21 protein-coding genes are annotated in these 23,507 nt (G+C 31.2%); 2 read left to right on the plus strand and 19 right to left on the minus strand.

The features are described 5' to 3' along the window. Positions 1 to 77: 77 nt before the first annotated feature. From ACWJKP_RS19470 to ACWJKP_RS19525, 12 genes are all read right to left on the minus strand, one after another. A complete protein-coding gene (locus tag ACWJKP_RS19470; RefSeq protein ID WP_224578705.1) occupies positions 78 to 1,139 on the minus strand; it encodes an IS30 family transposase in 1,062 nt (353 codons plus the stop codon). 381 nt (positions 1,140 to 1,520) lie between these two features. Continuing rightward, positions 1,521 to 2,891 carry a germination protein YpeB gene (gene ypeB / locus ACWJKP_RS19475; protein WP_165413244.1) on the minus strand — a complete coding sequence of 457 codons (1,371 nt, stop codon included), beginning with the start codon at positions 2,889 to 2,891 and terminating at the stop codon, positions 1,521 to 1,523. A 72-nt stretch (positions 2,892 to 2,963) separates the two neighbouring features. Continuing rightward, entirely contained in the window at positions 2,964 to 3,593 is a 630-nt protein-coding gene (gene spoIIR, locus ACWJKP_RS19480; protein WP_165413245.1) for a stage II sporulation protein R, read from the minus strand. A gap of 61 nt (positions 3,594 to 3,654) precedes the next feature. Then, positions 3,655 to 4,830, minus strand: coding sequence for a Ger(x)C family spore germination protein (locus ACWJKP_RS19485; protein ID WP_165413246.1), 1,176 nt, complete (start codon positions 4,828 to 4,830; stop codon positions 3,655 to 3,657). Beyond that, the gene (locus ACWJKP_RS19490; protein WP_165413247.1) at positions 4,820 to 5,941 is read right to left on the minus strand and encodes a GerAB/ArcD/ProY family transporter; all 1,122 of its coding nucleotides are present in this window, start codon (positions 5,939 to 5,941) and stop codon (positions 4,820 to 4,822) included. The genes ACWJKP_RS19485 and ACWJKP_RS19490 overlap by 11 nt, the downstream gene beginning before the upstream one ends. Before the next feature lie 36 nt (positions 5,942 to 5,977). Then, entirely contained in the window at positions 5,978 to 7,438 is a 1,461-nt protein-coding gene (locus ACWJKP_RS19495) for a spore germination protein (protein ID WP_165413248.1), read from the minus strand. A gap of 187 nt (positions 7,439 to 7,625) precedes the next feature. Next, positions 7,626 to 7,817 (minus strand): CLC_0170 family protein, encoded by a 192-nt coding sequence (locus tag ACWJKP_RS19500; RefSeq protein WP_165413249.1) that lies wholly within the window; start codon positions 7,815 to 7,817, stop codon positions 7,626 to 7,628. A gap of 187 nt (positions 7,818 to 8,004) precedes the next feature. Next, a complete protein-coding gene (gene ispE, locus ACWJKP_RS19505; RefSeq protein WP_165413250.1) occupies positions 8,005 to 8,847 on the minus strand; it encodes a 4-(cytidine 5'-diphospho)-2-C-methyl-D-erythritol kinase in 843 nt (280 codons plus the stop codon). Between the two features lie 283 nt (positions 8,848 to 9,130). Continuing rightward, positions 9,131 to 10,693 (minus strand): DUF3794 and LysM peptidoglycan-binding domain-containing protein, encoded by a 1,563-nt coding sequence (locus ACWJKP_RS19510; RefSeq protein ID WP_165413251.1) that lies wholly within the window; start codon positions 10,691 to 10,693, stop codon positions 9,131 to 9,133. 467 nt (positions 10,694 to 11,160) lie between these two features. Further along, positions 11,161 to 11,436 carry a Veg family protein gene (locus ACWJKP_RS19515; RefSeq protein WP_369811873.1) on the minus strand — a complete coding sequence of 92 codons (276 nt, stop codon included), beginning with the start codon at positions 11,434 to 11,436 and terminating at the stop codon, positions 11,161 to 11,163. A 262-nt stretch (positions 11,437 to 11,698) separates the two neighbouring features. Then, positions 11,699 to 12,613, minus strand: a complete 915-nt coding sequence (gene yabG / locus ACWJKP_RS19520; protein WP_165413252.1) for a sporulation peptidase YabG — start codon at positions 12,611 to 12,613, stop codon at positions 11,699 to 11,701. A gap of 120 nt (positions 12,614 to 12,733) precedes the next feature. Beyond that, on the minus strand, positions 12,734 to 13,738 hold the full coding sequence (locus ACWJKP_RS19525) for a CotS family spore coat protein (protein WP_165413253.1): 1,005 nt from the start codon (positions 13,736 to 13,738) through the stop codon (positions 12,734 to 12,736). Positions 13,739 to 13,877: 139 nt separating this feature from the next. On the opposite strand from ACWJKP_RS19525, the gene ACWJKP_RS19530 reads away from it, so the two are divergent. Further along, positions 13,878 to 15,008 (plus strand): glycosyltransferase family 4 protein, encoded by a 1,131-nt coding sequence (locus tag ACWJKP_RS19530; protein ID WP_165413254.1) that lies wholly within the window; start codon positions 13,878 to 13,880, stop codon positions 15,006 to 15,008. 71 nt (positions 15,009 to 15,079) lie between these two features. Here ACWJKP_RS19530 and ACWJKP_RS19535 read toward each other — a convergent pair whose 3' ends face one another. From ACWJKP_RS19535 to ACWJKP_RS19550, 4 genes are read right to left on the minus strand one after another with little or no spacing between them, the layout of a single operon-like run. Then, complete coding sequence (locus tag ACWJKP_RS19535) at positions 15,080 to 16,135, minus strand: CotS family spore coat protein (RefSeq protein WP_165413255.1); 1,056 nt, start codon at positions 16,133 to 16,135, stop codon at positions 15,080 to 15,082. A gap of 32 nt (positions 16,136 to 16,167) precedes the next feature. After that, positions 16,168 to 16,920, minus strand: a complete 753-nt coding sequence (locus ACWJKP_RS19540; protein WP_165413256.1) for a protein kinase family protein — start codon at positions 16,918 to 16,920, stop codon at positions 16,168 to 16,170. A gap of 53 nt (positions 16,921 to 16,973) precedes the next feature. Continuing rightward, positions 16,974 to 17,198, minus strand: a complete 225-nt coding sequence (locus ACWJKP_RS19545) for a hypothetical protein (RefSeq protein ID WP_165413242.1) — start codon at positions 17,196 to 17,198, stop codon at positions 16,974 to 16,976. A 4-nt stretch (positions 17,199 to 17,202) separates the two neighbouring features. Continuing rightward, the gene (locus ACWJKP_RS19550; protein WP_165413257.1) at positions 17,203 to 18,213 is read right to left on the minus strand and encodes a CotS family spore coat protein; all 1,011 of its coding nucleotides are present in this window, start codon (positions 18,211 to 18,213) and stop codon (positions 17,203 to 17,205) included. Between the two features lie 185 nt (positions 18,214 to 18,398). On the opposite strand from ACWJKP_RS19550, the gene ACWJKP_RS19555 reads away from it, so the two are divergent. Further along, complete coding sequence (locus ACWJKP_RS19555; RefSeq protein ID WP_165413258.1) at positions 18,399 to 19,532, plus strand: glycosyltransferase family 4 protein; 1,134 nt, start codon at positions 18,399 to 18,401, stop codon at positions 19,530 to 19,532. Positions 19,533 to 19,640: 108 nt separating this feature from the next. Here ACWJKP_RS19555 and larB read toward each other — a convergent pair whose 3' ends face one another. From larB to ACWJKP_RS19570, 3 genes are all read right to left on the minus strand, one after another. Next, positions 19,641 to 20,387, minus strand: a complete 747-nt coding sequence (larB, locus tag ACWJKP_RS19560; RefSeq protein WP_165413259.1) for a nickel pincer cofactor biosynthesis protein LarB — start codon at positions 20,385 to 20,387, stop codon at positions 19,641 to 19,643. A 57-nt stretch (positions 20,388 to 20,444) separates the two neighbouring features. Then, positions 20,445 to 21,698, minus strand: a complete 1,254-nt coding sequence (gene larC, locus ACWJKP_RS19565) for a nickel pincer cofactor biosynthesis protein LarC (protein WP_165413260.1) — start codon at positions 21,696 to 21,698, stop codon at positions 20,445 to 20,447. Positions 21,699 to 21,901: 203 nt separating this feature from the next. Further along, positions 21,902 to 23,491, minus strand: coding sequence for an alpha-amylase family glycosyl hydrolase (locus ACWJKP_RS19570; protein WP_165413261.1), 1,590 nt, complete (start codon positions 23,489 to 23,491; stop codon positions 21,902 to 21,904). Positions 23,492 to 23,507: the final 16 nt, after the last annotated feature.

Consider the following 23,507-nt stretch of genomic DNA (forward strand, 5'->3'; position numbering starts at 1 on the left):
CTATTCCTTTGTATTTTAATTTTCAAAACTGTAGATTGCAATATAAAATGTCCGAAATTTTCAAGAAAAATATAATGTTAAGTTGTAATGGTTTTCCGTTCCATCATATTAGCAGATAGACCGTTAAAAATCCTTCTTGGATAATTGTTGATCCAGTGCTGTATTTGCATAATTTGTTTTTTAGAGAATGCTGAAATATCCACACCTTTTGGGATAAATCGTCGTATCATTTTATTGATATTCTCGTTTGTGCCTCGTTCCCATGAACTATATGGATGGGCATAATATACTTTAGTTCTCTTTTGTTTATTCCTTACTGAGGTCTCAATACCCTCGAAATCAAGGTTCTCACAGCCGTTATCACAGGTGATTGTTTTAAATGTTTTTGAGAATGCCATTCCCATTTTACGCTCCAATTTGTCCAATTCCTTCACAACAGCGACCTGTGATTTAGAAGGTATTTTAAAGATTAACTCCTTGCGAGTTACTCTTTCGCTTAACACCATTAATACAGTCTTTGTACCCTGCTTTCCTACTACGGTGTCCATTTCCCAGTGCCCTATCTCATCACGTGCAGCTACCGCTGTAGGTCTTTCTGATATGCTTGTCCCTTTGGTATTGTTATACGCCGGCCTTATTTTTTTATAGTTTCTCTTTTTGGCATTCTTTTTAACAGGCAGATCTTTGTTACTTATGTTTAAGAATAAATTATTATCCAAATAGTTATACACAGTTTTGAAGCAAATAGTTGTTTCGAATTGTAGATCTTTATTTGTTATATTTTGAATAGCTGCATACGGAGATTCGCCATATTTACCAATGGCTTTTTCTAAGTACTTCACCAATTTGTGATCTTTCCCTATTTTCAATGCAGGCCCTTTTGCTGTGCCTTGTCTGTCATGTTCTGACTGCCCAATTTCTGCGCTATATTCCATTCGAGTGGTTAAATCACTATTCAATAATTCTACTATTCCTTTAGCAATTTCACGCCTTATTGTACGCTCTGAACGTCCACCTATTTGCTCCGCAATACAGCTTGAATTTAGCCCCATTTTGTATAATGTCTCTATCTTTATACGATCCTCATATGTTAGGTGTTTACCTTTTTTGTTCTCTGTGATAAAATTTGATTGACTCATTTGAAATCCTCCTGTACTTGTGTTGGTTTAGTCACTTAACATTGTACAAGATTTTTTCTCTTGAGTCTTTATTTTTTGTTCTATGGTCATTTCATTTTACAACTTACCTTTAATTTTCAAAACTCACTTTCTCTAATAACGCCACTTGAAATTATAATGGCAAATTAAATCATCTCCTGGGTCGCTGCATAGCTTCGAAGAAGATGAATTGACGACTTCAGAAGGAGATTTATACTCCACTTATAGAAGTGGGATACTTCCCGTCTGAAACGTCGTTGAAACAACTTAATTAAAGAGAGGATATACGTGCATAAATCGCACATATATCCTCTCTTTAATTGACTACATGTAATATTTTCGTCCTCTTAACCTTTTATTATACTAAATAGTTAACTTGCCATTAGGCGTGTCTATTATTTCCATTATTCTTTCTTCATAACCAGTATCAGCATTAATGTACACTATAAAATTTTTCTCCTTATATAACCCTAAAAACTCATAGCACAATACTTCTTTATTAGTCTCCGTTGGTATGACAGCCAAACTACTTTTATTTATTTTCAGCCTTTTACCAACCTTTTCTTGCGCTTTTGCTGCTGTTACTTTTGGTTTAACGTTCTTCCTTTTTTCAACATGAGAAATTAGAAATTTTTCAGATTCAATTCCTATAATACTACCATCGTCTAGCGCAATCTTAAGCTTTACTTGATCTGGGTAAATCGCCACTTCTCCTTGTTTATACACATAACTTACCACTACTGTATTATCATAATTCAGCACGTATGTAGACTCCATATTTTTATATCCTATTTTACTAATAAACTTACTTCCACTTTGTATTGCCTTATCAGCATTCAACGTTGGTTTTCCTATAGCCCTATTATCTAATAAATATACTATTCTACCTCCATTTTTACTTACTTCTATTACTGCTTTACCATCACCTTTATCTCTACCTTTAAATGCTACATGAAAGTTGTAAGCAGGTATTTTAGTCTTCCCTTCTTGTGGGTTACTTTCAATGCTTTCAATTTTGTCTTCTCCAAATATATTTTTTATTATCTTGATTGCTTCTTTTTCGCTTACTTCCTTTTGGGACATTATTTTAGGCTTTATTTCTAATACATTATCTGAGAAAGGCCCATCATAAATTAATGCTGGATACTGAACTATTTGTTTTTGTATACCCGTGAATTTTTCAGTCACAAGGCTCTTACCCTCTTTTGCAAATACTCCACTACTTTTTTTCCTAATCTCTCCCCATTTGACTTTACCTTCATTTATTTCAGAAAGCACTCCATTTAATTGTTCCTGGAGCGTATACGATTGTATCTCTAATTTGTCAATTAATTCATATTCCTTATCATTAAGTTCCTTTCCTTCTGATGATGCTTTGCCTAAAGTGTAGCAGAAATCTCCTACTTGAGTTAAAAATTCACTAGTATCCGAAATAACTGATTGTTCGAGTGGCAACGAATGTAATTTATCATTTGCGGTGGCTGAATGTCTAAATATTTCTTCAAAGACTACTATGCTCTGTTCCCTAGACCCCACAATAGCAGATTTACCTAGGTTTACCCTTATATTTTGTACAGAACTAACAAGTTCATACATATTTTTACTATATTGACCTTGAAGATAATTTCTATAATCTAATCTTTCCAAAAACATTAGTATAGCAAAAGTAGTTGAAAATACAACAATTATAGTTACAACACTTGTATACAAAATTCTTTTCTTTAGCATTTTCATATGTTTCCCTCCCGGTATTCTTCATAAGGGGATAATAATTATTATCCTCCTAGTAGTCTTCTAGATATTTTTTCAACTAAATAATTTGTTAAAAATCTCGCCAATTTTAAATTTAACAACTATTTTTTTATTATTTACAGTATTATCTACCAAATTATACTCATCATCCGACAATACTGTTTTCATTTCTTTTTCCGTTTTTTCATATGATACATTTCCTTTAGTAATATCTACAAAACATAATGGCGGAAACATAACACACCACCAGTTTTGGCCTGTGCCAGTTCCAATAATAATTCTGTAAGCCTCATATTTACCTTGAGGCAAAGTTATATTTCCGTAGGTTTTAACTGGAAAGTTTTCCTCTGAAAGTGTCGACGCTACGGAATATTTAAACCCATTTTTCTTTATAACCGTTTCCGCAATTTTTTTAATGTTTTTATTTTCATTCTTTATAATCTTTCTTGATTCTTCTATGCTCTTGCAATCCTTAAGTTTTGGTGATATATATTTTAAAACAGAATCTCTTACTTTTAATTTTAACTTTTGATCTGTTTTGTCATCACTATTAGCTATTACATGAAACCTTATAAGTTTACCAGCAACATCACTTTGGTTTACTTTTCCACTCATATTATTTGTATTTAAAGCTATGGAAATTAAAATAATTATGGTAATGCTTGTTAATATAAATTTTTTCATGTTTATCCCCCCCGGATATAATGATTCACATTAAAAGTATTAACATATTATGCAATTTTATTCATTGAACTGCTCCGATTCTTCGAATTTTAGTATTAACAGTCACATTTACTGTTGCATTTTTATATTTCCCATCCCAATCCTTTTCTATTTTGTTCCATAACGAAGGGTTAAATTTTTCAATATTTTCACGGGTTCCAAATGGATCTATCTCAAATTTTTTTATAGCAATTCCCATGTTTTTTTCACATTCTTCACTAATTGACTTATTAAAAGTATTTTGCAGTCTTTGCAACTCACCTTTTTCAAGTATTTTTTTACCTACATAATAGCCACCCAGCTGACCCTCAAGGCTTATATCTATATCAATAGCTAACTTACCTCCTTCCTGCGTAACTTTCATTTTCCTTTCATATCCGTCTATTATATAATCAACAGGGTGTCCTTCCATGTATATAACTTTTTTACCAGCTTTAAACTTCCCACTTAACAATTGGATATCCATCAGCTCAATTGGCGTAAAATATCCTTTTAATTCATAATCTTTAATTATAGCAGCGCCAGTTAAAATCAATTCTTTTTTTCCCTTATCTAAAGTAATTCTAGGTAGTAACGCACTTCCATTTTCGCTTAAAAGAATAAGAAATTCATTTAAATTTATGCTCATAATTCTAGAATTTCTCTTACTGTTATCCATAAGTCCAGAAATATAATATTGGGTGCTATTTTCTGTCATAGGTTTAAATTTTATATAGTCTTCAGCTATGCCTTCCGAAACAACTACCTGAAGCATTCTATTTATGCTAGGATTTCGTTGCATATAATCCACAATTTCTTTGACAGTATCTTTATATTTTAATACATCATCGCTTAATATAAGTAACTTAGCATGCCCCATATATATCTCTCTACTACTTTTAGCTATGGCTTCTGACGCAGCATCCTCCATAGAGGATGCCTGAGTATTAATGTATTTTTCCTGTGGACTCCCACCTTTATCCCCCCCTATCACACTCATGTCTGGAAATCCATAAGTTACATCAATTTTTTTAATCTTCGCCTCAGCAAATGGTTCTTCCGGATTAATACTTTTTAATTCCTTTTCTTTATCAATATCTTCCCCTGCGTCAACAGCTATAGTAGATATGAAATTAAGCCTATCTATTTCTACTTTATCCCAGCATCCGCTAAGCAACATACAGCTTAAGATAACCGGTAAAACCTTCTTAAATTTCATCCGCACTTTTCCGCCCCCCTTTACCCTTACTTTTACATTTACCTACCAATAAGATGAGTATCGGCAAGAGTAGAAAAAGAAATATCGCCGTTAATATAACTGGTGTCGTTTTAAATTGCAAAGCATAAAGTTCTGCTATATTTTGTGGATATAGTGCTACGACATAAATAATAGGCATAATTAAAAGTGAAGATAGTTTAATATCTTTCAATTTAAATACATTTTTTACAATCTCCCCTGAAAAGAAATAAGCATTAACAAAGGTGGCGAAATAAAAAAATATCCAGAACGCCATTACTATTCCTTCCCACCGTTCTATAAATGAACCTGGTATATATAATGATCTTATCATGGAAATAGTTGGCCATAATAAAATTCTACTCTGCGATTTAGAGAAAACCGCTAAAACAAGTATCATTACAATTAGATAAAAGATTGTTACAAACATAATACTCTTTTTTAACACACGGGGTAAATTGCTCTTATTCTTAACATAAGGGAGGATAAGGTAGGCTATTTCAATCCCACCAAAACAGAATAAAATATACCTAGAAGCCCTAAAGTAATCGGACGGTCTATTATTAAGTACTGGTAATAAATTTGTAAAATCTGCATTTATTGCGATAAGTATGAAAACTGTAAAAGCGGGAATAAACATAATCCAAAATACAATTTCATTAAACTTAACTAAATCACATATTTCACCTCTAACTAAGTAAGTTCCTGTTAAAATAGTAATCATCAAAATAAATTCTGTAGGAGTTCGCCTTAATAAATGTAATTTAATTACTTCAGCAAACTCCCTCATTCCAAGAGAAGCAATAAATATACTATAAATTGCAAATGTAATCCCAAATATGCCTCCAAGAAGCTTTCCAAAATTATTCTGCAATATATTTGTAAGTTCTTCAAAATCGTTTTTATCCATAACCATGTACATAAGATACAGTAATAAAAAAACAACTATTCCGCCGGCTAAAGTAACTATCCACGCGTCACTACCTACTTTATCTATGACTTCTCTTGGGCTGGAAAATATCCCTACGCCTACTATAGCTACCACTACAGTAGTAAACAACCCAAAGTCTCCAATTATCTTTTTATCTCTCATAATATCCCTTTAGCCTCCACATAAAAGATGTACAAATTATTTTTGTCTTATCTTATCTCCCGTTTTCATATATTTAGGCCTCTCTTTTAGAGAAGATATTGGCGCTCTAATATACATGTCTTTTAAATCCTTAATGTTAATATCCACCGCTGGCGCTAAATAAGGTATTCCAAAACTTTTCATCCTAACTAGGTGAATTAGAAGTATAATGAGCCCAATCATTATTCCATAAAATCCTACAATTGCCGCCGCAATAATAAGCAGAAACCTGACAAGTCTAAAAGCTGTAGTAACTTCATAATTAGGAGTTACAAATGTAGTAATAGCTGTAATTGCCACAATAATTGTCATAATTGGACTAACTATTCCCGCACTCACTGCAGATTGCCCTATAACAAGTCCTCCTACTATTCCAATAGTAGCTCCAATGGGCCTCGGTAATCTAACCACAGCTTCCATAAGAAGCGCTAAAAATAATTCCATAATTATAGCCTCTACAAATGCAGGAAATGGCACTCCTTCCCTAGAAGCTGCTATAGCATAAGCTAATTTAGTAGGTATTATAGCTGTATGAAAAGAGGTAATTGCTACATAAAGTGCTGGTGCAGTAAGAGAAATAAATATAGAAAGCATTCTAATAACTCTAACCATAGAACTATGCATCCACCTTTGATAATAATCATCTGGGGATTGAAATAAATTAGGTAATGTAGCTGGAACAACAATTGCAAAAGGAGAATTATCTACAACCAATGCTACTCTACCTTCATATAAAGCTGCTGCTACTACGTCTGGTCTCTCTGTACTTTGTATTTGAGGAAATGGAGAATATTTATTATCCTCTATTAGCTGCTCGATGTAAGCACTATCAAAAACTGCATCGATGTTTATTCTTTCTATTCTATCCTCAAGTTCTTGAAGTACTTCTTTATTTACTATATCGTCAATATACATAATAGCCACATCGGTTTTCGATCTAGTTCCTATAGCTTTAGGTTTAATTCTTAGCTTTGTATCTCTAATTCGCCTTCTAATTAATGCCGTATTGAATCTTATAGTTTCTGTAAATCCTTCTCTCGCTCCTCTAATTACCGTTTCACCAGATGGATCACCTACCCCTCTAGCAGGCCAATCTCGGGTAGCAATAACATATGCGCAATTTAGTTCATCTATAAACATTAATGTGTCCCCAGAAAGGGCAGCATTAACTCCTTCACTTAATTTTTTCACTTCCCGCATATCAGTCACTGCAAGTACAGTGTCTTTTATTTCCTCTACATTCTCTATCCCCTTTGACCATAACATTAATGGCTCTAATACATAATGATTGAGTAGCTGGTTATTTGCCATTCCATCAATGTAAACTAATGCGGCTTTCCACTCTCCCACATTAAAAATTCTAAAAATAACATCCGAATTATCTTGTAAAAGTTCTTTTAAGTACTCTATATTTTTTCCTGCATCAAGTTCAATTTTATCATTAATGCTCTCTTTCATATCCTTCACTTCCTTATATGTATTGATCGACTATAGCCTTAACTCATCTCCTGGGTCGCTGCAACATATTCGTAGAAAATGCATTAACGACTTCAGCAGGAGATTTATACCTCTACTGAAGTTTTCTATTTACTAGGACATATAACTCCCATTTATAGAAGCGGGAAACTTTCCTTCTGAAATGTCGTTAAAATATCCACCTCAGTGTAAATAGAACGATAGCTGTAATAATTGCAAGCCATCCTAAGACACGCGCTTTTTTACTAATAATTCCCATTCCAGATTTCTTAAAGTTTCTCACATCCACAGCAAGTACAACGGCGCCTTGAACTACCATCATTATAAGAAAATAGATATCAAACAACTCTAAAACTCTCATACTTCTACTCCCTATTTTAGTATAATTATCAAAACAATATAAACTTTATGATTAAGCAACTTGACTCTACTTTGTTTTAACTAGCTTTTACGACACTGGTAGAAAATATTCACTTATATAAATATAAAAACGCGCAAAAACCACAAAGGGTTTTTACACGTTCTTATATTTCACTATAAAATTATATTTATATCGTTCTTGTTATATATACTTCTTTATATTGAATTTTAAATTTATCATAGCATCTCTGAGCTTTTAACATGTCATCAAAAAAAGCAAATATCGTCGGTCCGCTTCCGCTCATCATTGAACCCATTGCACCCATTTTAACCATATCTTCTTTTATTCTTTTGAGAACTGGATATTTTCTTAGTGTAACATTTTCAAGTAAATTTTTCATACTACTGCATACATCTGCTAATTTTTCTTGTTCCATAGCTTTTATTAATGCATTTGTATCTGGATGCTTAAAAATTTTACTAATATCTAAGTTTTTAAAAACCTCCCTAGTAGATACTCCAAAATTTGGCTTAACCAATACTAAAATATAATTTTTAAAAGGCGCGAGCGGGGTAATAATTTCTCCTATGCCTTCACACAAGGCAGTCCCCCCTGTTATACAATAAGGGACATCTGCACCTATTTGGACACCTAACTTCATAAGTTCATTGTCATCTACATCTATTTTGAATACTTGATTCAATGTTTTAAAAACAGCTGCTGCATCCGCACTCCCACCTGCCATACCTGCTGCTACAGGAATATTTTTCTTAAGATATATATTTATACCTTCGCTAATATCATAAGTGTCCATAAAAAGTTTTGCAGCCTTATATACTAAATTCTTATCATCTGTAGGTATGTACGGCTTATTGCAGCTTATATTAATACCCTTGTTACATTTTTGAAAGGACATAGAATCATATAGATCTACATTTTGCATAACCATTTTCAGTAAATGATATCCATCTTCTCTTTTACCTACTATATCTAAAGATATGTTTATTTTTCCATAAGCTTTTACTAACATGATTTTCCTCCAACTCTTTATTGATAATTCACAAAAGCAATTCAATTAATAATTGTTCAGCCCCCCCTTAAGGGATTCCAAGGTTTATATAAGATGAATCATTTCTTGTGAAACATTGTTAATAAAATCAGTATATTACAACAAATTTAATATTGCTACCTATAATTTAAAAAATGCTATGCCAAACACAATAAAACCCCTATGTGTTATTTATACCACATAGGGGTTAGGGCTACTTGAAAACTAATTTATAAAATCAATTTTCAGTCAGCCATATTATTTTTTATATGATTATTCTACCTGGTATTATAAGTTTTTGTGAAACTTTTATAATATTAGGGTCTTCTATTTGATTCACTCTTGCAATTTCTTGCATTGTTGTATTATATTTTTTAGCTATTTTCCACAAGGTGTCTGACGATTGAACTACATAAATAGTAACACTAGCTTTTTTCTTAGGCGCCTCCCCTTCTATTGGATAAACATCAACTAAAAATTTTTTCTGTACCATATAATTTACTCTTACATATACTTTCACCACAGCCCTAACAGCCATATTCGCTGCCTCAATATCTACATTTATATTTTCGAGTGAAACTTTACACATGCTGCTCATATTTATCTTAGCACCTAATATATCCGCACCACAGCTGAAAGGGATCTCATCAGTCACAGCGGAAAGATATTTTTCTTCATCATCACTTCTATATAATATAGTTACATTCATTATGCCATCAATTATAACCTTATCCTCAATCACCTTTTTATCTGTTACACAAACGGTGGCATTACACATAATGACCTTGCTAGGCTTACCCTTGCTGCTATCTAGTTCTATATCTCCTTTAACTAATGTCTCCGTTAATAATTGTCCTTGCATTACATTAAGTCCATAATCCTTTTTATCCATCTCAAGCTTTGTAGTCGGTGAATATACATCTTCAATCATATCCACTTCCTCTTTGTGCATGCCTCTCGTATTAGTTTTTATCAAAAACTCTACATCAATAATTCTTTTTTCTCCCAAATCATCTTCCTTAATATCATATTCCATAGCATCTACCTTAAAGTCTGTATACTGATCCATGTAAGGATTCACATCTTGAAAATCTAACTCTTTATTTAGCATAACCTCATGCCCAATATAAATTAATTCCCTGCTATCTTTGCCCTTATATATCATATTAATAACTGCATAAGCATTTATTTGAATTTTTCCTTCGTACAATTTCACTTCTTTCTTATGAATATTAACATCACATTTTATAACTTTAGCAATTTCTGGGTTCTCCATTGGAACTTTTATATTAGCCTTTCCAATAAGCTCACCATTAAAATTCCTTATGACTTTATCTATACTCGTAGGATTTTTTAAATATTGAATATCCTTAACTGCTTCAATATCCTTAACTATTTGGAAATTGAAATTTTTATATACCTCAGATTTTGATTTTAAAATACCCTCTAGACATATTTTCCTCTCATTAACTATTCTACACTCCATATGTTCTACAAAACATTCAGCATCACAAAGCATTTCAGGCATCGCGCCCATTATATCTATTGTATTTGAGAACTTTGAACTATATACAACGTTCTCCACATCAGTACGTTCTTGACCTTTTGTAATATAAAGTACATTATATTGAATTTCGCCTTCTAAATATACCTTATCTTGAATTATTTCTTTAGAATTTATTAAGGCTTTAACATCTAACATAAGAATTTCCTTAACATCAGGATGAGTATCCGGTATTACATATTCTTCTTTCACTACTGTATCAACAGAATTTTCTCCTAACAATTGTTCATACTCTATGTTTTCTCTTTTCAAATTTATTTCCACATTATGCCTCCTCGTATTTCTATTGGGGTACCACTTATAGGTTGTTACCCTCCTAAAATACCTACTATTAATATATATAGAAATAGTCACTTAAATATGATATTTAATACTTTTATTCGTATTGCAAAATTCAACATAATTCTCTAATAAAAAAGAAAAAAGTATATATTACTATTTTTTGCGCAAAATCGGTAATACATTTTAAACATAATAAAAAACCATATATTAAAGGGAATACATAGTTATTAATAACCCAATGCATTCCCTTTAATATATGCTCTGTTAATCTTATATCAGTCACATGAAAATAACTCCCAAGCTAGTATTTGTTATTTGTTATTTGTTATTTGTTATTTGTTATTTGTTATTTGTTATTTGTTATTTGTTATTTGTTATTTGTTATTTGTTTTCATATGCCTATTCTCTATTTATAAATATAAAAAACGATACTATGATACAGTATCGTTTTATCCTGCAAAAACTATTTGAACTGTTTTTGTCAAAACATCTGAATAACTATACGTCACTGTCCTGTGGGTGTCTTTTTCTAATCTAATAACAAAAATATTTGGATAAGTCTTTTCAATAACTCCATTATCCACAAGAATCTTTCTTCTTCCACCATTAGCTTTTAATGTTACTCTTTCGCCAACATGACTTTCAATTTCATCTTTTATTGAAGTCAGTACATTTATTTTTTCCAAAGCAAACACCCTCTTTCCACACTTTACATTATATATCATATATTCCTCTTTGTCAAGTAAGCTTTATATTTTATCACTACTATAACAATTTTGTCAATGTTGATTTTATGTTAACAAAATTCATTTTCATCGATTATTCGTCGCATAATTAATTATTATCTATTTTATGAGCATTTACCTTATAAATCACTAATGTATTATACTTACCTACCATTTTTAATACAATCTATGATAGTTTGTTTAAGTACTTAAAATAAAATAACTAGCATTCTAGTAAAATTTTTGAAGATAACCTACGCACCTATATATACTTAGACTTAGGAAACCCCTCTCTATACTTTCCTCTAGTTTGTAATCCACCTATCCCATCTAATCCTGTTATAGTGTTCTGTATAACATCTTCTATAGCTACAACATTTTCTATATTTGTATAGGCAATCTTCTCAGAAACTAAAACGGGGTCTAAACAATGGATTAAGACGCGATTTGGAGAACTAGCAAAATTAGCACCAGCATCTAAAATTGCCTCATAACAGGATTGACATGCCCCTGCAAATATTACTAAATCATCATAATTGCTATTATAAGATCTAAGAGCCATAACCGCCTCTACAAAGTACTTTGAATTTCTGTAGTTATTTAAATTCATATAATCATTTATTCCTTTTACCATACCATCATGTCCTGTTATTACTACTATATCCGGCTTAACTTCTTTTACTAAATTCACTATTTCATTTGGTTGATTTTTTTCTGATATTATCATCCCTACAGCATTTAATGATAACTGCTTATAAGTTTTTAAGCACACTTCTAAATATTCTGCATCACCATCAACATGTAGTATTTTTCCGGGTCTCCCAAAAACCATATCTTTATTTTTGTACTCTTTGTATTTTTCTTGTTTTAACTGCAAGTCTTTAATTTTCCCTTTAAAATCTATAGCCGCTCCTCCGTCTCCCCTGCTCCCTTTAATTCTATTCATTAATACTCTTTTAATAGATGCATTTACCTTTTTATTAAAAACCTTATCAATTTCATAAATGGCATCTTCTTCTACTAATTCTAAATCCTCACTTAAAGAGTCAGCTTCTATTCTTAAATTTATTCCCTTAAGTAAATACACATCATCATTATCTCCTGGCACAATATCTATTATTTTAAATGTAATGTCTCCGCCATAAGATTTTCTTACTACGATGTCGCCTATTTTCACAATACCACCTCCATATTTAAACCCATAATATATATTATGAAAATATAGTGAATAGGTGAAATCAAAAAAAGTTATGTAAACATTATATCTACATAACTTTAATAAATACTATGGTTTATTCTACCTCTGATTGAAGACTTTTTTATATTCTTCAATAAATGCCATATACTTTTCTTTTTCAGAAATTAACTCCTCCATCTTCTTGTTAAAAGTATTTTGAATCCAGGTAACTTCATTATAATAGTATCTATTACAAAGCCTCCAATATCGTTGTGGAAATACTAAAAATGCATATATGAGTCTGTACTCTTCTTCTAACAGAGGATTTACACTGCTATACGCCTCTAATACTATTTCAGCATATTTTATGTCCCAATCCTGCTTTTTAAGCATCTTGATCAAAAAATTAGATAAATCGTATGCTTTTACTTCTCTTTTGCAGTAATCAAAATCAATTATATTAACATCATTATTTTTATCTATAATAATATTATGATAAGTATAATCATGGTGGCAAAATCCTTTTTCTTCTTCTGTTTGCCTACATATGTCAAAGTACCTAGAGTCATCGAGTATTGCCATAGCTCTTTTGGCTAATTCTTTTTGATCATCAACACTCCTGATATAATTCATATCAAAATCTGTTTTAAAATTCTTCTTTTTTCTAATCATACCTTGCATTTTATCAAAGGACTTTATTCGTTTTTCCATCAGATGTGGCCATCTTCCAAGATCTGTTTTTAACTTACTATTTTCTGGTGGATCATATCCTTTGGATGCAATATGCATATAAGCTAATTCTTTTGCGGCCTCAACTAAATCCTCCTCATTGTGAAAATCACATTCGCGACCATCTATCCAGGTTGATAGTGTATAAATATCTTCATTAACTAGTGCATAAGGATTTCCTTCAGTATTTAAAAAATATCTATCAACCTTGTCAAATCCATTTTTTGCAAGATGCTCTTTGGCTCCATATACAAACAAAAGTTTTTGTGTCCCGTAACTGATTTTCTTTAGACACTTAGCTCCGTCATCCGTCTTCAAAAAATACACTCCCTTATTGGGACGTATACTTTCTATCTTAATACCATATTGTCTTTCAATTTCAAATTCCCTCATCATGTTACTCACCCCCCCTATAATTTATATTACTAATATTTCATTTTAGAATAAATTCTTGTATGTTTTAACAACATTTATGCTTTCGCTTAATATAATAAAATATATCCATCTATTAAATCAGTATTTAAGGAGTCTTAAAATGAAAATTGGAATTGATGCTAGAGCTGCAAAATGGTATAGAGGAACTGGTATAGGAACTTATTCTTACCAGCTAATTAATTCTTTAAATAAAATAGACAATTTTAATGATTATTCGCTTTTTGTGCCTGACGACTGTAAGCTTGCCATACCCTTCAAAGAAAATTTTCATATAGAAAGCATTAAGCAAGATAGTCAAAATAACTTTTGGAATGAGGTGAATATTCCTAACAAATTAACAGATAAATCTTTGGACATATATCACGTTCCCCAAAACGGCATTGGGCTGCCGTCAAAGAAAACCTGTCCCTTCGTTATTACGCTACATGATGTTATTCCGTATAAAATGCCAGATACGGTTGGTGAGCAATATTTAAAAATTTTCAATGAAAAATTGCCCAATATCATTCCCTTATGTGATGGCATAATTACCGTGTCTGAATATTCAAAGGAAGATATTATTAAAGCTTTTAACTACCCAAGAGAAAAGATATATGTCACTTATTTAGCTAGTGAAGATATTTATAAACCTTATGACAAAGCTCTTAGTAAATCTATAATCGAAAAAAATTACTCTATTACAGGAGACTATATTCTTTATATTGGAGGATTTAGTCCCAGAAAAAACATTCTCGGATTACTAAATTCCTTTAGTCTGCTTTTACCAAAATTAAAAAAAGATATTAAATTAGTCATTGCAGGTAGCAAAGGTAAATCATATGATATATATAAAAAAAGAGCACAAGATTTACACATTGATGATAAAGTAATTTTCCCAGGTTTTATATCTATGACCTATATTCCCTTCATGTATAACGCTTGTGAGCTGTTTGTATACCCTTCATTTTATGAAGGTTTTGGATTACCTCCAATTGAAGCAATGGCTTGTGGCGTTCCTGTAATCGCCTCTAACGCCACCTCTATCCCTGAAATAGTTAAGGACTCAACTTTACTTGTAAACCCATATGATATTAATTCCTTAAGTGAAAAAATGTATAATGTGCTCCTTGATAATGACCTAAGACAATCCCTAATAACTAGAGGATTAAAAAGAGCCTCTACCCTAACTTGGGAACATACAGCTGCAACTACTCTAAGTGCTTATCAAAATATATTAGGGACACTTAAATAAATGTCTTTATTATCAAATTATCAAAACAAAAGCCCCACATAGTGTATTTACAACTATGCAGGGCTTTTAAACTAACAATTATAATGATTCTTAAAGGCCTCTAAAAACCCTTCTCTGTCTTCTCTGCCTTCCACCTTCTTCTTTAATCTGCTTAAAAACACCTCTTCACTCCACTGTTTTTTCCTTGTATAATAATCTCTAGCTATACTGTAAAAGTCCTCTGGAAAGCTAAGCATGCCATACAATACCTTTAATTCCCGATTATCTAATGGTAATACTTTGATATATTCATTTAAAATGCCATTGGCCTTTTCTATATCATAAGCAGAATTTTTGATGGCTTTATTTGTAAAGTTACAAATATCATGCACCTTTAAGTCTATAACTGCATAATCAAAGTCTAAGAAATATACATCTTCCCTATTAATCAATATATTATGGTGAGCTAAATCATGATGGCAAAATACAATTTTTTCTTTTTCCTTGCATAAATTGTAATAATCTGATTCGCTTAGAATATCTATACTTTGCATTATATTTTTCTCATAATATTCTTCATATTCTAGAAATATATAATCAAATTCATTTTTATTTTCATTTCTCGTTGCTATGCTTTTAAAGAACATAAGATCATTTAATTTTTTTTTAAAATTTTGTATTATTCTACCACATAAGTACCGTTGCTCATTTTTTGCGAGTAAACTTTCAAATGGACCTTCATATACAAGCCCTTCCGATGCCTTATGAAGCTCAGCTATTGCTCTAGACGCGAGCATTACATCCACTGGGTTACTATACTCGCACTCTCTCCCTTCTACTAAATTCATAATACAATATATATCATTTTTCCAAGGGACATATATGAGTTTGGATTTTGTCTTTTCGAATTCAATAATCCTATTAAAATTATTATTTCTAATATACTCAATCCCATAATTAATAAATTCAAGTTGGGAAATGCTATAGTTTACTTTTTTTAAAACCTTATCACCTTTATCAGTATTAAGTATGAATACTTTTCTTACTGGAATAACATCATCAACCACTAGATCGAATTCGCTAAATAAATCTACATCTAAATCATATTTACTTAAATAAGCCTTATCTTTAAATCTAACGTCTAACATGTTCTCACCTCTTTTATCATTGCATTAATACCTTAAATTAATGAATCCCCATCTTGAATTAAAGCTTTTATAAGTTTCTCAGAAAACCTTTCTTCATTCCACTTCTTTTTGCCTGCTCTATGCTTATTACAACATCTCATGAATTCATGAGGGTAAGAAATTAAAGCTATTAAAAATTTTGAACTACTTGTGTCTAGCCCTTCAATGTAGCAGAACTCTTGAGCAAGATTATGAAAATCAAGTTTCACTCCTTTTCTTTTTAATTTACTAAGCAAAAGGAAACAATCCATTTCCACCATATTGTAATTACAGTCTTTAAAACTAACCACTTCAATAAAATTATTTTTTCTAATATTTTTAAAATCTGTATTTCCTAAGCATATTTCGCCTCTTCTCATGCTTCTTGTTATAATCCCTAAATAATCGGCTTGGTATACTTCTCTTATACACTGTTCCCCTCTATCTATAACTTCCTTCCCATATTTAACAATTAATTGTTCAAATGAATTTTTCGGTTCATATCTTATAATATTATTTATATCTCCGGCCAACTTTTTAATAGAAATTTTATAATCCTCTATGATTTTCCCTGTATTGTTATTTAACTTATTCCTTAGGTACCCATTAAATCCAAGAGATTTTTCATGTAAAGCATAAATAGCACGAAATTGTTCTATTATTACTTCTTCAGTTACGTCTATGTTCTTAGATTCAATTTCACCTACATTTTTAACACCTTTAAACATCATATAATCTGAAAATTCATTATAGATGCTTATCGCCACTCGCACCACCTCAATTTAAATCTATTAGTCAATTGTTATATAATAACCAAGTGCTATCTGACCTTTTTATAATTTTTGTCCATTTTCTTTAATATCTCTCTTTGCTGCAATTCAAGCTCACTAATTTTCTTTTTCCTTTTTCTTATTTTTTTCAGTTTTTTAACTTCCTCTTCCATGTTCTCGAGCCTTATATCATATTCCTCTACAGTGGATTCCTGCGGATCAATTACGTCAATTTCAAGCTCATCAATGCACCCATCCTTTTTGTTTTTCCCCACAATACTACCTCCCATATTTTATTTTTATGAATTTCTCAATAAAAATTTGCTTATCCACTCTATCCTCACGCATTTTTTCGAGTTTCCTTAAGAAAAACTCTTCTCCCCAATCCTTTTTTTCCCAATAATATTGAATTCCTATTTGCCAATATTCCTGAGGAAATTCCATAAATGCTGCCATTACTTCTATATCACTTTTATATATTGGAAATGCATCATCATACGCTTCCATTATAAAAAGCGCATTTTCAGGACTCCATTTGCCATTTTTCATTCTCCGTATTAGAAGGCTACTTAAATCATGTAAATGAGTGTCTAGAATGCAATAATCAAAATCAATAATATTCATGCCCCCACTTTTATCTAATAATACATTATGATGAGCATAGTCATGATGGCAGAATCCCTTATGTTTAATTTCTTCTTTCATCTTACTTATATATTCACTTTTACATAAATTTTCTATGGACCTATTGCTCCGTGCAAGCTCTTCCTCCATTATTCTTAAATAATCGCTGTCGAATTCCGTAATGCATTTTTTTTTACTTATTCTTCTTTTAAAATCTAATATTTCTCTTTCTCTAGTTTTAAAAGTTTCTATCCATTTAAGCCATCCTATTCTGGGCGACATGTCCGGTGTAACTTTAAAATTCAAACTTTTTTTATGGAGCTCTGCCAGCTTTGAGGTACATAATTTTATTTCCACTGGATTATCATAATTGCATTCTCTTGCTTTTAGCCAAGGTGTTAAATAAGCGTATTTATCCTCAATGGCTATATACTCCTTGTTATCGATAGTCTCAATAATTTCCGGTATATTTTCAAAACCATTGCCCTGCAAATGTTTTATTGCACCAACAATAAATAAAAAATGCTTAAAGTCATAATTAATGCTTTTCAAGCAATACATATCATTTTCAGTTTCTATTCTGTAAACATTTTTTATTTTCACTATATCATTAATACAAAGAGAATAATTATCTTGAACCGTCTCCTTTACTTCCTGGATTTCCAAATGCATGCCTCCGCAATATTGTTCTATTGCAGTATATGAACTTTCTCAATAATTTGTGCTTAATTATATTTTTATAATTAGCACACTTTTTAAGTAAAAACAATATATTAATATATATTGCCTTTCAAATGAAATTTATAATTATAAATATAGGGTTTTTATAATAATTTTAAGGAGTGAAACCTATGAAGATTGCAATTGATGCTAGAGGCATCAATTTCTATAGTGGAACAGGTATAGGAACTTATACGGAAAATGTGTTTAAAAATTTAATTAACATAGATAATGTGAATAACTACCACGTTTTTTGGTCAGGCAACAATTATGAAATTATAAAAAAAGAAAACTGCAAAATAGTAATGACCTCTAAAAAGCATCAAAGATTTTTTGAAGATTACTATTTTCCAGAAAACATTTCAAAAGAAAACATAGACATATATCATATGCCCCAAAATGGTATAGGTTTTTCTCAGGAAATAACTTGCAAGAAAGTAGTCACGATACATGATTTAATTCCATATGTTATGCCCGAGACAGTAGGACGAGGATATTTGCTGAAATTTTTAAAAGAGATGCCAATGATTATAGGAGGCTCTGATGGGATAATAACTGTATCCGAATTCTCTAAACGCGATATTTTAAAATTTTTCCCAGTAGACGAAAGTAAGATTTTTGTAACTCCTTTAGCTGCAGATAAAAAATATGTTCCTTTAGATAAGGTCCACTGTAGGAATTTCCTAAAAGCTGTATATAATTTAACAGATCCCTTTATACTCTACCTAGGAGGATTTAGTGAAAGAAAAAATGTGGCTTCTGTCATAATTGCTTTTTCTAAAATATATAAAGATTTAAATAAAAAGTATAATTTAGTTATTGTAGGTGGCTATAAAGATTCCGGTCAAAAACTCATAAAACTTGCGAATGAATTGAAAATAGGCTCGCATGTTATTTTTATCGGTTTTGTACCTGAAGATCATTTACCACTTTTCTATAATTGCTGTGATACTTTCATCTATCCATCTTTTTATGAGGGCTTTGGACTCCCCCCTTTAGAGGCAATGAATTGCGGCACTCCTGTAATAGCTTCTAACCTTACTTCTATTCCCGAGGTAGTTGGTGACGGTGGGATTTTAATAAATCCATATGATATCTCAGAGATGTCTTTCGCCATAGGTAACTTATTAAGTAATGAAGCTCTAAGATCAGAATTAAGTTCTAAAGCATTAATAAGAGCCAAAAAATTTTCATGGCATAACACTGCACAATGCACTCTCAAAGTCTATGCAGATATATACAATCGCGAATCCCCTGCTCAATAAGAGAAGTATATATTACTGCAACTATATTTTACGTAATATACACTTTTCAAACACACCATAATTAAGGCTTGCATAATGAATATGCAAGCCCCCTTTTTAAAAATTAATTTATAATTTATTGATAATACTTGCTAAATATCCTGCGCCAAAGCCATTGTCAATATTAACAACACTAACTCCACTAGAACAGCTATTTAACATTGATAGCAATGCCGAAAGTCCTTTAAAATTAGCTCCGTATCCTATACTAGTTGGAACAGCTATAACTGGTTTATCCACCAAGCCTCCAACTACACTAGTTAAAGCGCCTTCCATTCCCGCCACAGTAATAACTACCTTCGCGCGCCTTATAACATCTAGATTTTCAAACAACCTATGAATACCCGCTACTCCTACATCATAAATTCTTTCAACTTTATTCCCAAAGATTTCTGCTGTAATAGCTGCCTCTTCCGCTACTGATATATCAGAAGTTCCTCCTGTCACTAATGCAATATATGTACTTGGAGTCTCTACGTCCTTTTTTTTAATTACAATTGTTCTTGCGAGTTCATTGTACTCAGCATCATCACATACCTCTTTTACCCCTTCATACATGATCCTAGAGGCCCTTGTACCAAGAATATTTACATCCTTAGTAATCATTAAACTAACTATACCCTTTATTTGATCCACAGTTTTCCCTTCACAATATATAACCTCCGGGTACCCAACCCTAAGTTCTCTATGATTATCGATTTTTGCAAATCCTAAATCTGAATAAGACAAATCTTTTAACTTATCTACACCATCATCAATGGATATGTTACCATTTTTAACGGACTTAAGGAATTTCTTCATTTCTTCTGTATTCATATATTCTCCACCTTTTTTAATTTAAGCTTACAGTTTTATGTTTTTATATCTATAATGCTATATTTCATTCCTTAATCTCTCATATACTTCGCTTATAGGGAGTCCCACACTTCGGGCTATTTTCTTACACTCCTCATATTCTAACTTATTCTTTATTCTTTCACCTTTGTAATAAGCTTCTTTCACAGTAACTTCACCATAGCTAGTGTTCATTTTAGTAAATTCTCTTTGGAGCATTGTTTTATGTACTTTAAAACTTCTTACTCCAAATGTAGTAGTTTCTCTAAATAATACTTCTTTCATCTTTTCAATTTTATCTTCTTTACATAAAACACTTATTTTTACGCCGGGCCTGCCTTTTTTCATTATAATTGGAGTTAAATATGCATCCAAAGCACCCTCAGTAAAAAGCTTATCAAGAATATACTCATATATCTCTGGATTCATATCATCTATATTACATTCCACAATTTCTTGAAATACTTCCCCTTCATTTTCTGTCTTTTCTGTATCAGACAAATTATTTACCTCTTCTACTAACATGACCCTCAGTACATTAGGAATTTCAGTATCTCTGCTACCTACGCCATAGCCGATCTTCTTTATAATAAAATCGTTATCATCTTTGAATTCAGAGACGTTAGCTGCAAGAATTGCAGCACCTGTAGGTGTTGTAGTTTCAAAAGGTACAGCCCCCATTTTTACCGGTATCCCCTTCAAAATTTCCACAGTAGCAGGTGCTGGTACTGGTATAAGTCCATGAGCACACTTAACAAACCCACCACCAAGTTCTATAGATGAGCTCATTATTTTATCAACATTTAAATGACTTATGCAAATAGCAGCTCCTACTATATCCACAATAGAATCTATTGCACCTACCTCATGGAAGTGAACTTCATACAATGTTTTTCCATGAACCTTTGCCTCAGCTCTCGCAAGCCTCATAAACATTTTTTTGCTTAATTCTTTCACTTTAGAACTTAACTCACTACAATCTATAATTTTCTCAATATCTTTAAGGTTTCTATGTTCCTCATGGCTATGATTATTGCTCACATGCCCATGAGAGTGTTCTCCTTCACTTCCATCCTGAGTATGTTCATGATGATGCTCCTCTAAATCTACATCCACCTTAGTGCCCTCTATACCTTTTCTACTATCTCTCGATACTTTTATTTCATACCCATTTATATTTAGCTTTTTTAATTCCTCGATTAAATATTTCTCGTCTATACCTAAGTCTAGCAACGCTCCTAAATTCATATCACCACTAATACCTGAAAAACAATCATAATAAAGTATTTTCATTCTCATCCACTCCATTTCTTTTGTATTTATCTCATTGTACCAAATAAATAAATATTATAGGTTATATATATATAAATTATAAAAAAATATGCACTTATTATTATTATGCGATTTATTTATTACTATGTCTGATTTTTTTATTTAAATTCTAAAACAAAAGCCTTAATAATTGAAAAGAAATAGGTATATCTGCTTTGATATACCTATTTCTTTTCAATTATTATAAAATCAAACTGATTCAATTTCAGCCCATTTTCTATACTATTGCTACAATATAAAACTTGCCCAATGCTATTTTCTATATATACCTTAATACCAAAGTTAATTACAATTCTAATTACTTCATTATGAAGTTCTCTTTCTAAAATAAGTATATCTTTCTTAAAGAAAATAGTTTTATATGTTCCATATAATAAACATGGATTATTATACCTTATTTTAATAAGGTCTTTATACAAGTATAATAAACTTTTTTTATTTTTTTTACAAATTTCTACTGATATGTCATCTACCTTATCTTCTATGTTTATCCAAGATTTACTCTTGCTAAATCCATAAAACTCCGAATTTTCCCATTGCATTGGACTTCTTGACTTATCTCTAGAACTCTTATTTGCACTAGCTAATGCTTCTTCTCTACTTTTCCCTTTTGAAATTTCTATATTATATTTCATAATCCCTTGAACATCATTCATTTTGTTTATATCGAGGCAAACCAAATCCTTAATCCCAATTTCCTCTCCAAAATACATAAATGGAACACCATAAGTTGTTAATAATAAAGCTGCCATCGCTCTTTCAATTCCATTTTTCTCTCCATTTTGATTAAATCTTGAAACACTTCTTCCCATATCATGACTATTAAAAAATATTGTTGGTATTTGCTCTGAATTGTATTCCTCATTCATAGCTTTAATTTCTTTATATATTTTCTCCGCTGAAAATTCCTTCATACTACCTAAGTTGAAATTGAATACTACGTCTAATAAATTCTTACCCGAGTAATTTTTCAGTTCAATTAACTCATCTGATCCAATTTCTCCTACGAGGAAAATATCTTCTTTTATTTCTCTTATATCTTTTACTAAAGTTTTTATAACGTCTATAATTCCATCTTGATCTTTATCATTTCTATGTATTTGTTCACCTTTTTCATCATATGGATTATCTTTATTAAAGTCATTTTTTATTGTTAAAAAGTTAATTACATCAAATCTAAATCCATCTACTTCTAGGTCAATCCAATATTTAAGTACATCTTTCATTGCCTTATAAACCTTAGGTTCTGCCCAATTCAAATCTACTTGCTCTTTTGCAAATGCATGATAGTAATATTCCTTTGTTTTCTTATCAAATTCCCAAGCATCTCCACCAAAAAATGACTCCCAGTTGTTAGGTTTGTCTTTTTTCCATATATAAAAATCTCTTTTTTCATTATCTTTAGAGCTTCTTGATTCTTTAAACCATGAATGTTCACTTGATGTATGATTTAAAACTATATCAACTATTACTTTTATTCCTAAATCATGTGCCTTATTTATGAATCCTTTAAATTCTTCTAAAGTACCATAACATTTATCAATATTATAATAATCTGATATATCATAACCATTATCAACTTTAGGAGATGGATAAAATGGTGTAAGCCAAATCCCCTTAATACCTAATTCACTTAAATAATCTAATTTAGATGTTATTCCTTTAAAATCCCCAATTCCATCGTTATTTCCATCCATAAAACTTGACATATATATTTCGTAGAACACACATTCTTTCCACCACTTTTTATCCATGCTTTTTACTTCTCCC

This window comes from Clostridium sp. CM037 (assembly GCF_055081095.1).

Bases quoted from the DNA above. Each gene is read 5' to 3' on its own strand.
- ACWJKP_RS19470 (WP_224578705.1), bottom strand. From the start codon at position 1,139: ATGAGTCAATCAAATTTTATCACAGAGAACAAAAAAGGTAAACACCTA.
- ypeB (WP_165413244.1), bottom strand. From the start codon at position 2,891: ATGAAAATGCTAAAGAAAAGAATTTTGTATACAAGTGTTGTAACTATA.
- spoIIR (WP_165413245.1), bottom strand. From the start codon at position 3,593: ATGAAAAAATTTATATTAACAAGCATTACCATAATTATTTTAATTTCC.
- ACWJKP_RS19485 (WP_165413246.1), bottom strand. From the start codon at position 4,830: ATGAAATTTAAGAAGGTTTTACCGGTTATCTTAAGCTGTATGTTGCTT.
- ACWJKP_RS19490 (WP_165413247.1), bottom strand. From the start codon at position 5,941: ATGAGAGATAAAAAGATAATTGGAGACTTTGGGTTGTTTACTACTGTA.
- ACWJKP_RS19495 (WP_165413248.1), bottom strand. From the start codon at position 7,438: ATGAAAGAGAGCATTAATGATAAAATTGAACTTGATGCAGGAAAAAAT.
- ACWJKP_RS19500 (WP_165413249.1), bottom strand. From the start codon at position 7,817: ATGAGAGTTTTAGAGTTGTTTGATATCTATTTTCTTATAATGATGGTA.
- ispE (WP_165413250.1), bottom strand. From the start codon at position 8,847: ATGTTAGTAAAAGCTTATGGAAAAATAAACATATCTTTAGATATAGTA.
- ACWJKP_RS19515 (WP_369811873.1), bottom strand. From the start codon at position 11,436: ATGATATATAATGTAAAGTGTGGAAAGAGGGTGTTTGCTTTGGAAAAA.
- ACWJKP_RS19525 (WP_165413253.1), bottom strand. From the start codon at position 13,738: ATGATGAGGGAATTTGAAATTGAAAGACAATATGGTATTAAGATAGAA.
- ACWJKP_RS19530 (WP_165413254.1), top strand. From the start codon at position 13,878: ATGAAAATTGGAATTGATGCTAGAGCTGCAAAATGGTATAGAGGAACT.
- ACWJKP_RS19535 (WP_165413255.1), bottom strand. From the start codon at position 16,135: ATGTTAGACGTTAGATTTAAAGATAAGGCTTATTTAAGTAAATATGAT.
- ACWJKP_RS19555 (WP_165413258.1), top strand. From the start codon at position 18,399: ATGAAGATTGCAATTGATGCTAGAGGCATCAATTTCTATAGTGGAACA.
- larB (WP_165413259.1), bottom strand. From the start codon at position 20,387: ATGAATACAGAAGAAATGAAGAAATTCCTTAAGTCCGTTAAAAATGGT.
- larC (WP_165413260.1), bottom strand. From the start codon at position 21,698: ATGAAAATACTTTATTATGATTGTTTTTCAGGTATTAGTGGTGATATG.
- ACWJKP_RS19570 (WP_165413261.1), bottom strand. From the start codon at position 23,491: ATGGATAAAAAGTGGTGGAAAGAATGTGTGTTCTACGAAATATATATG.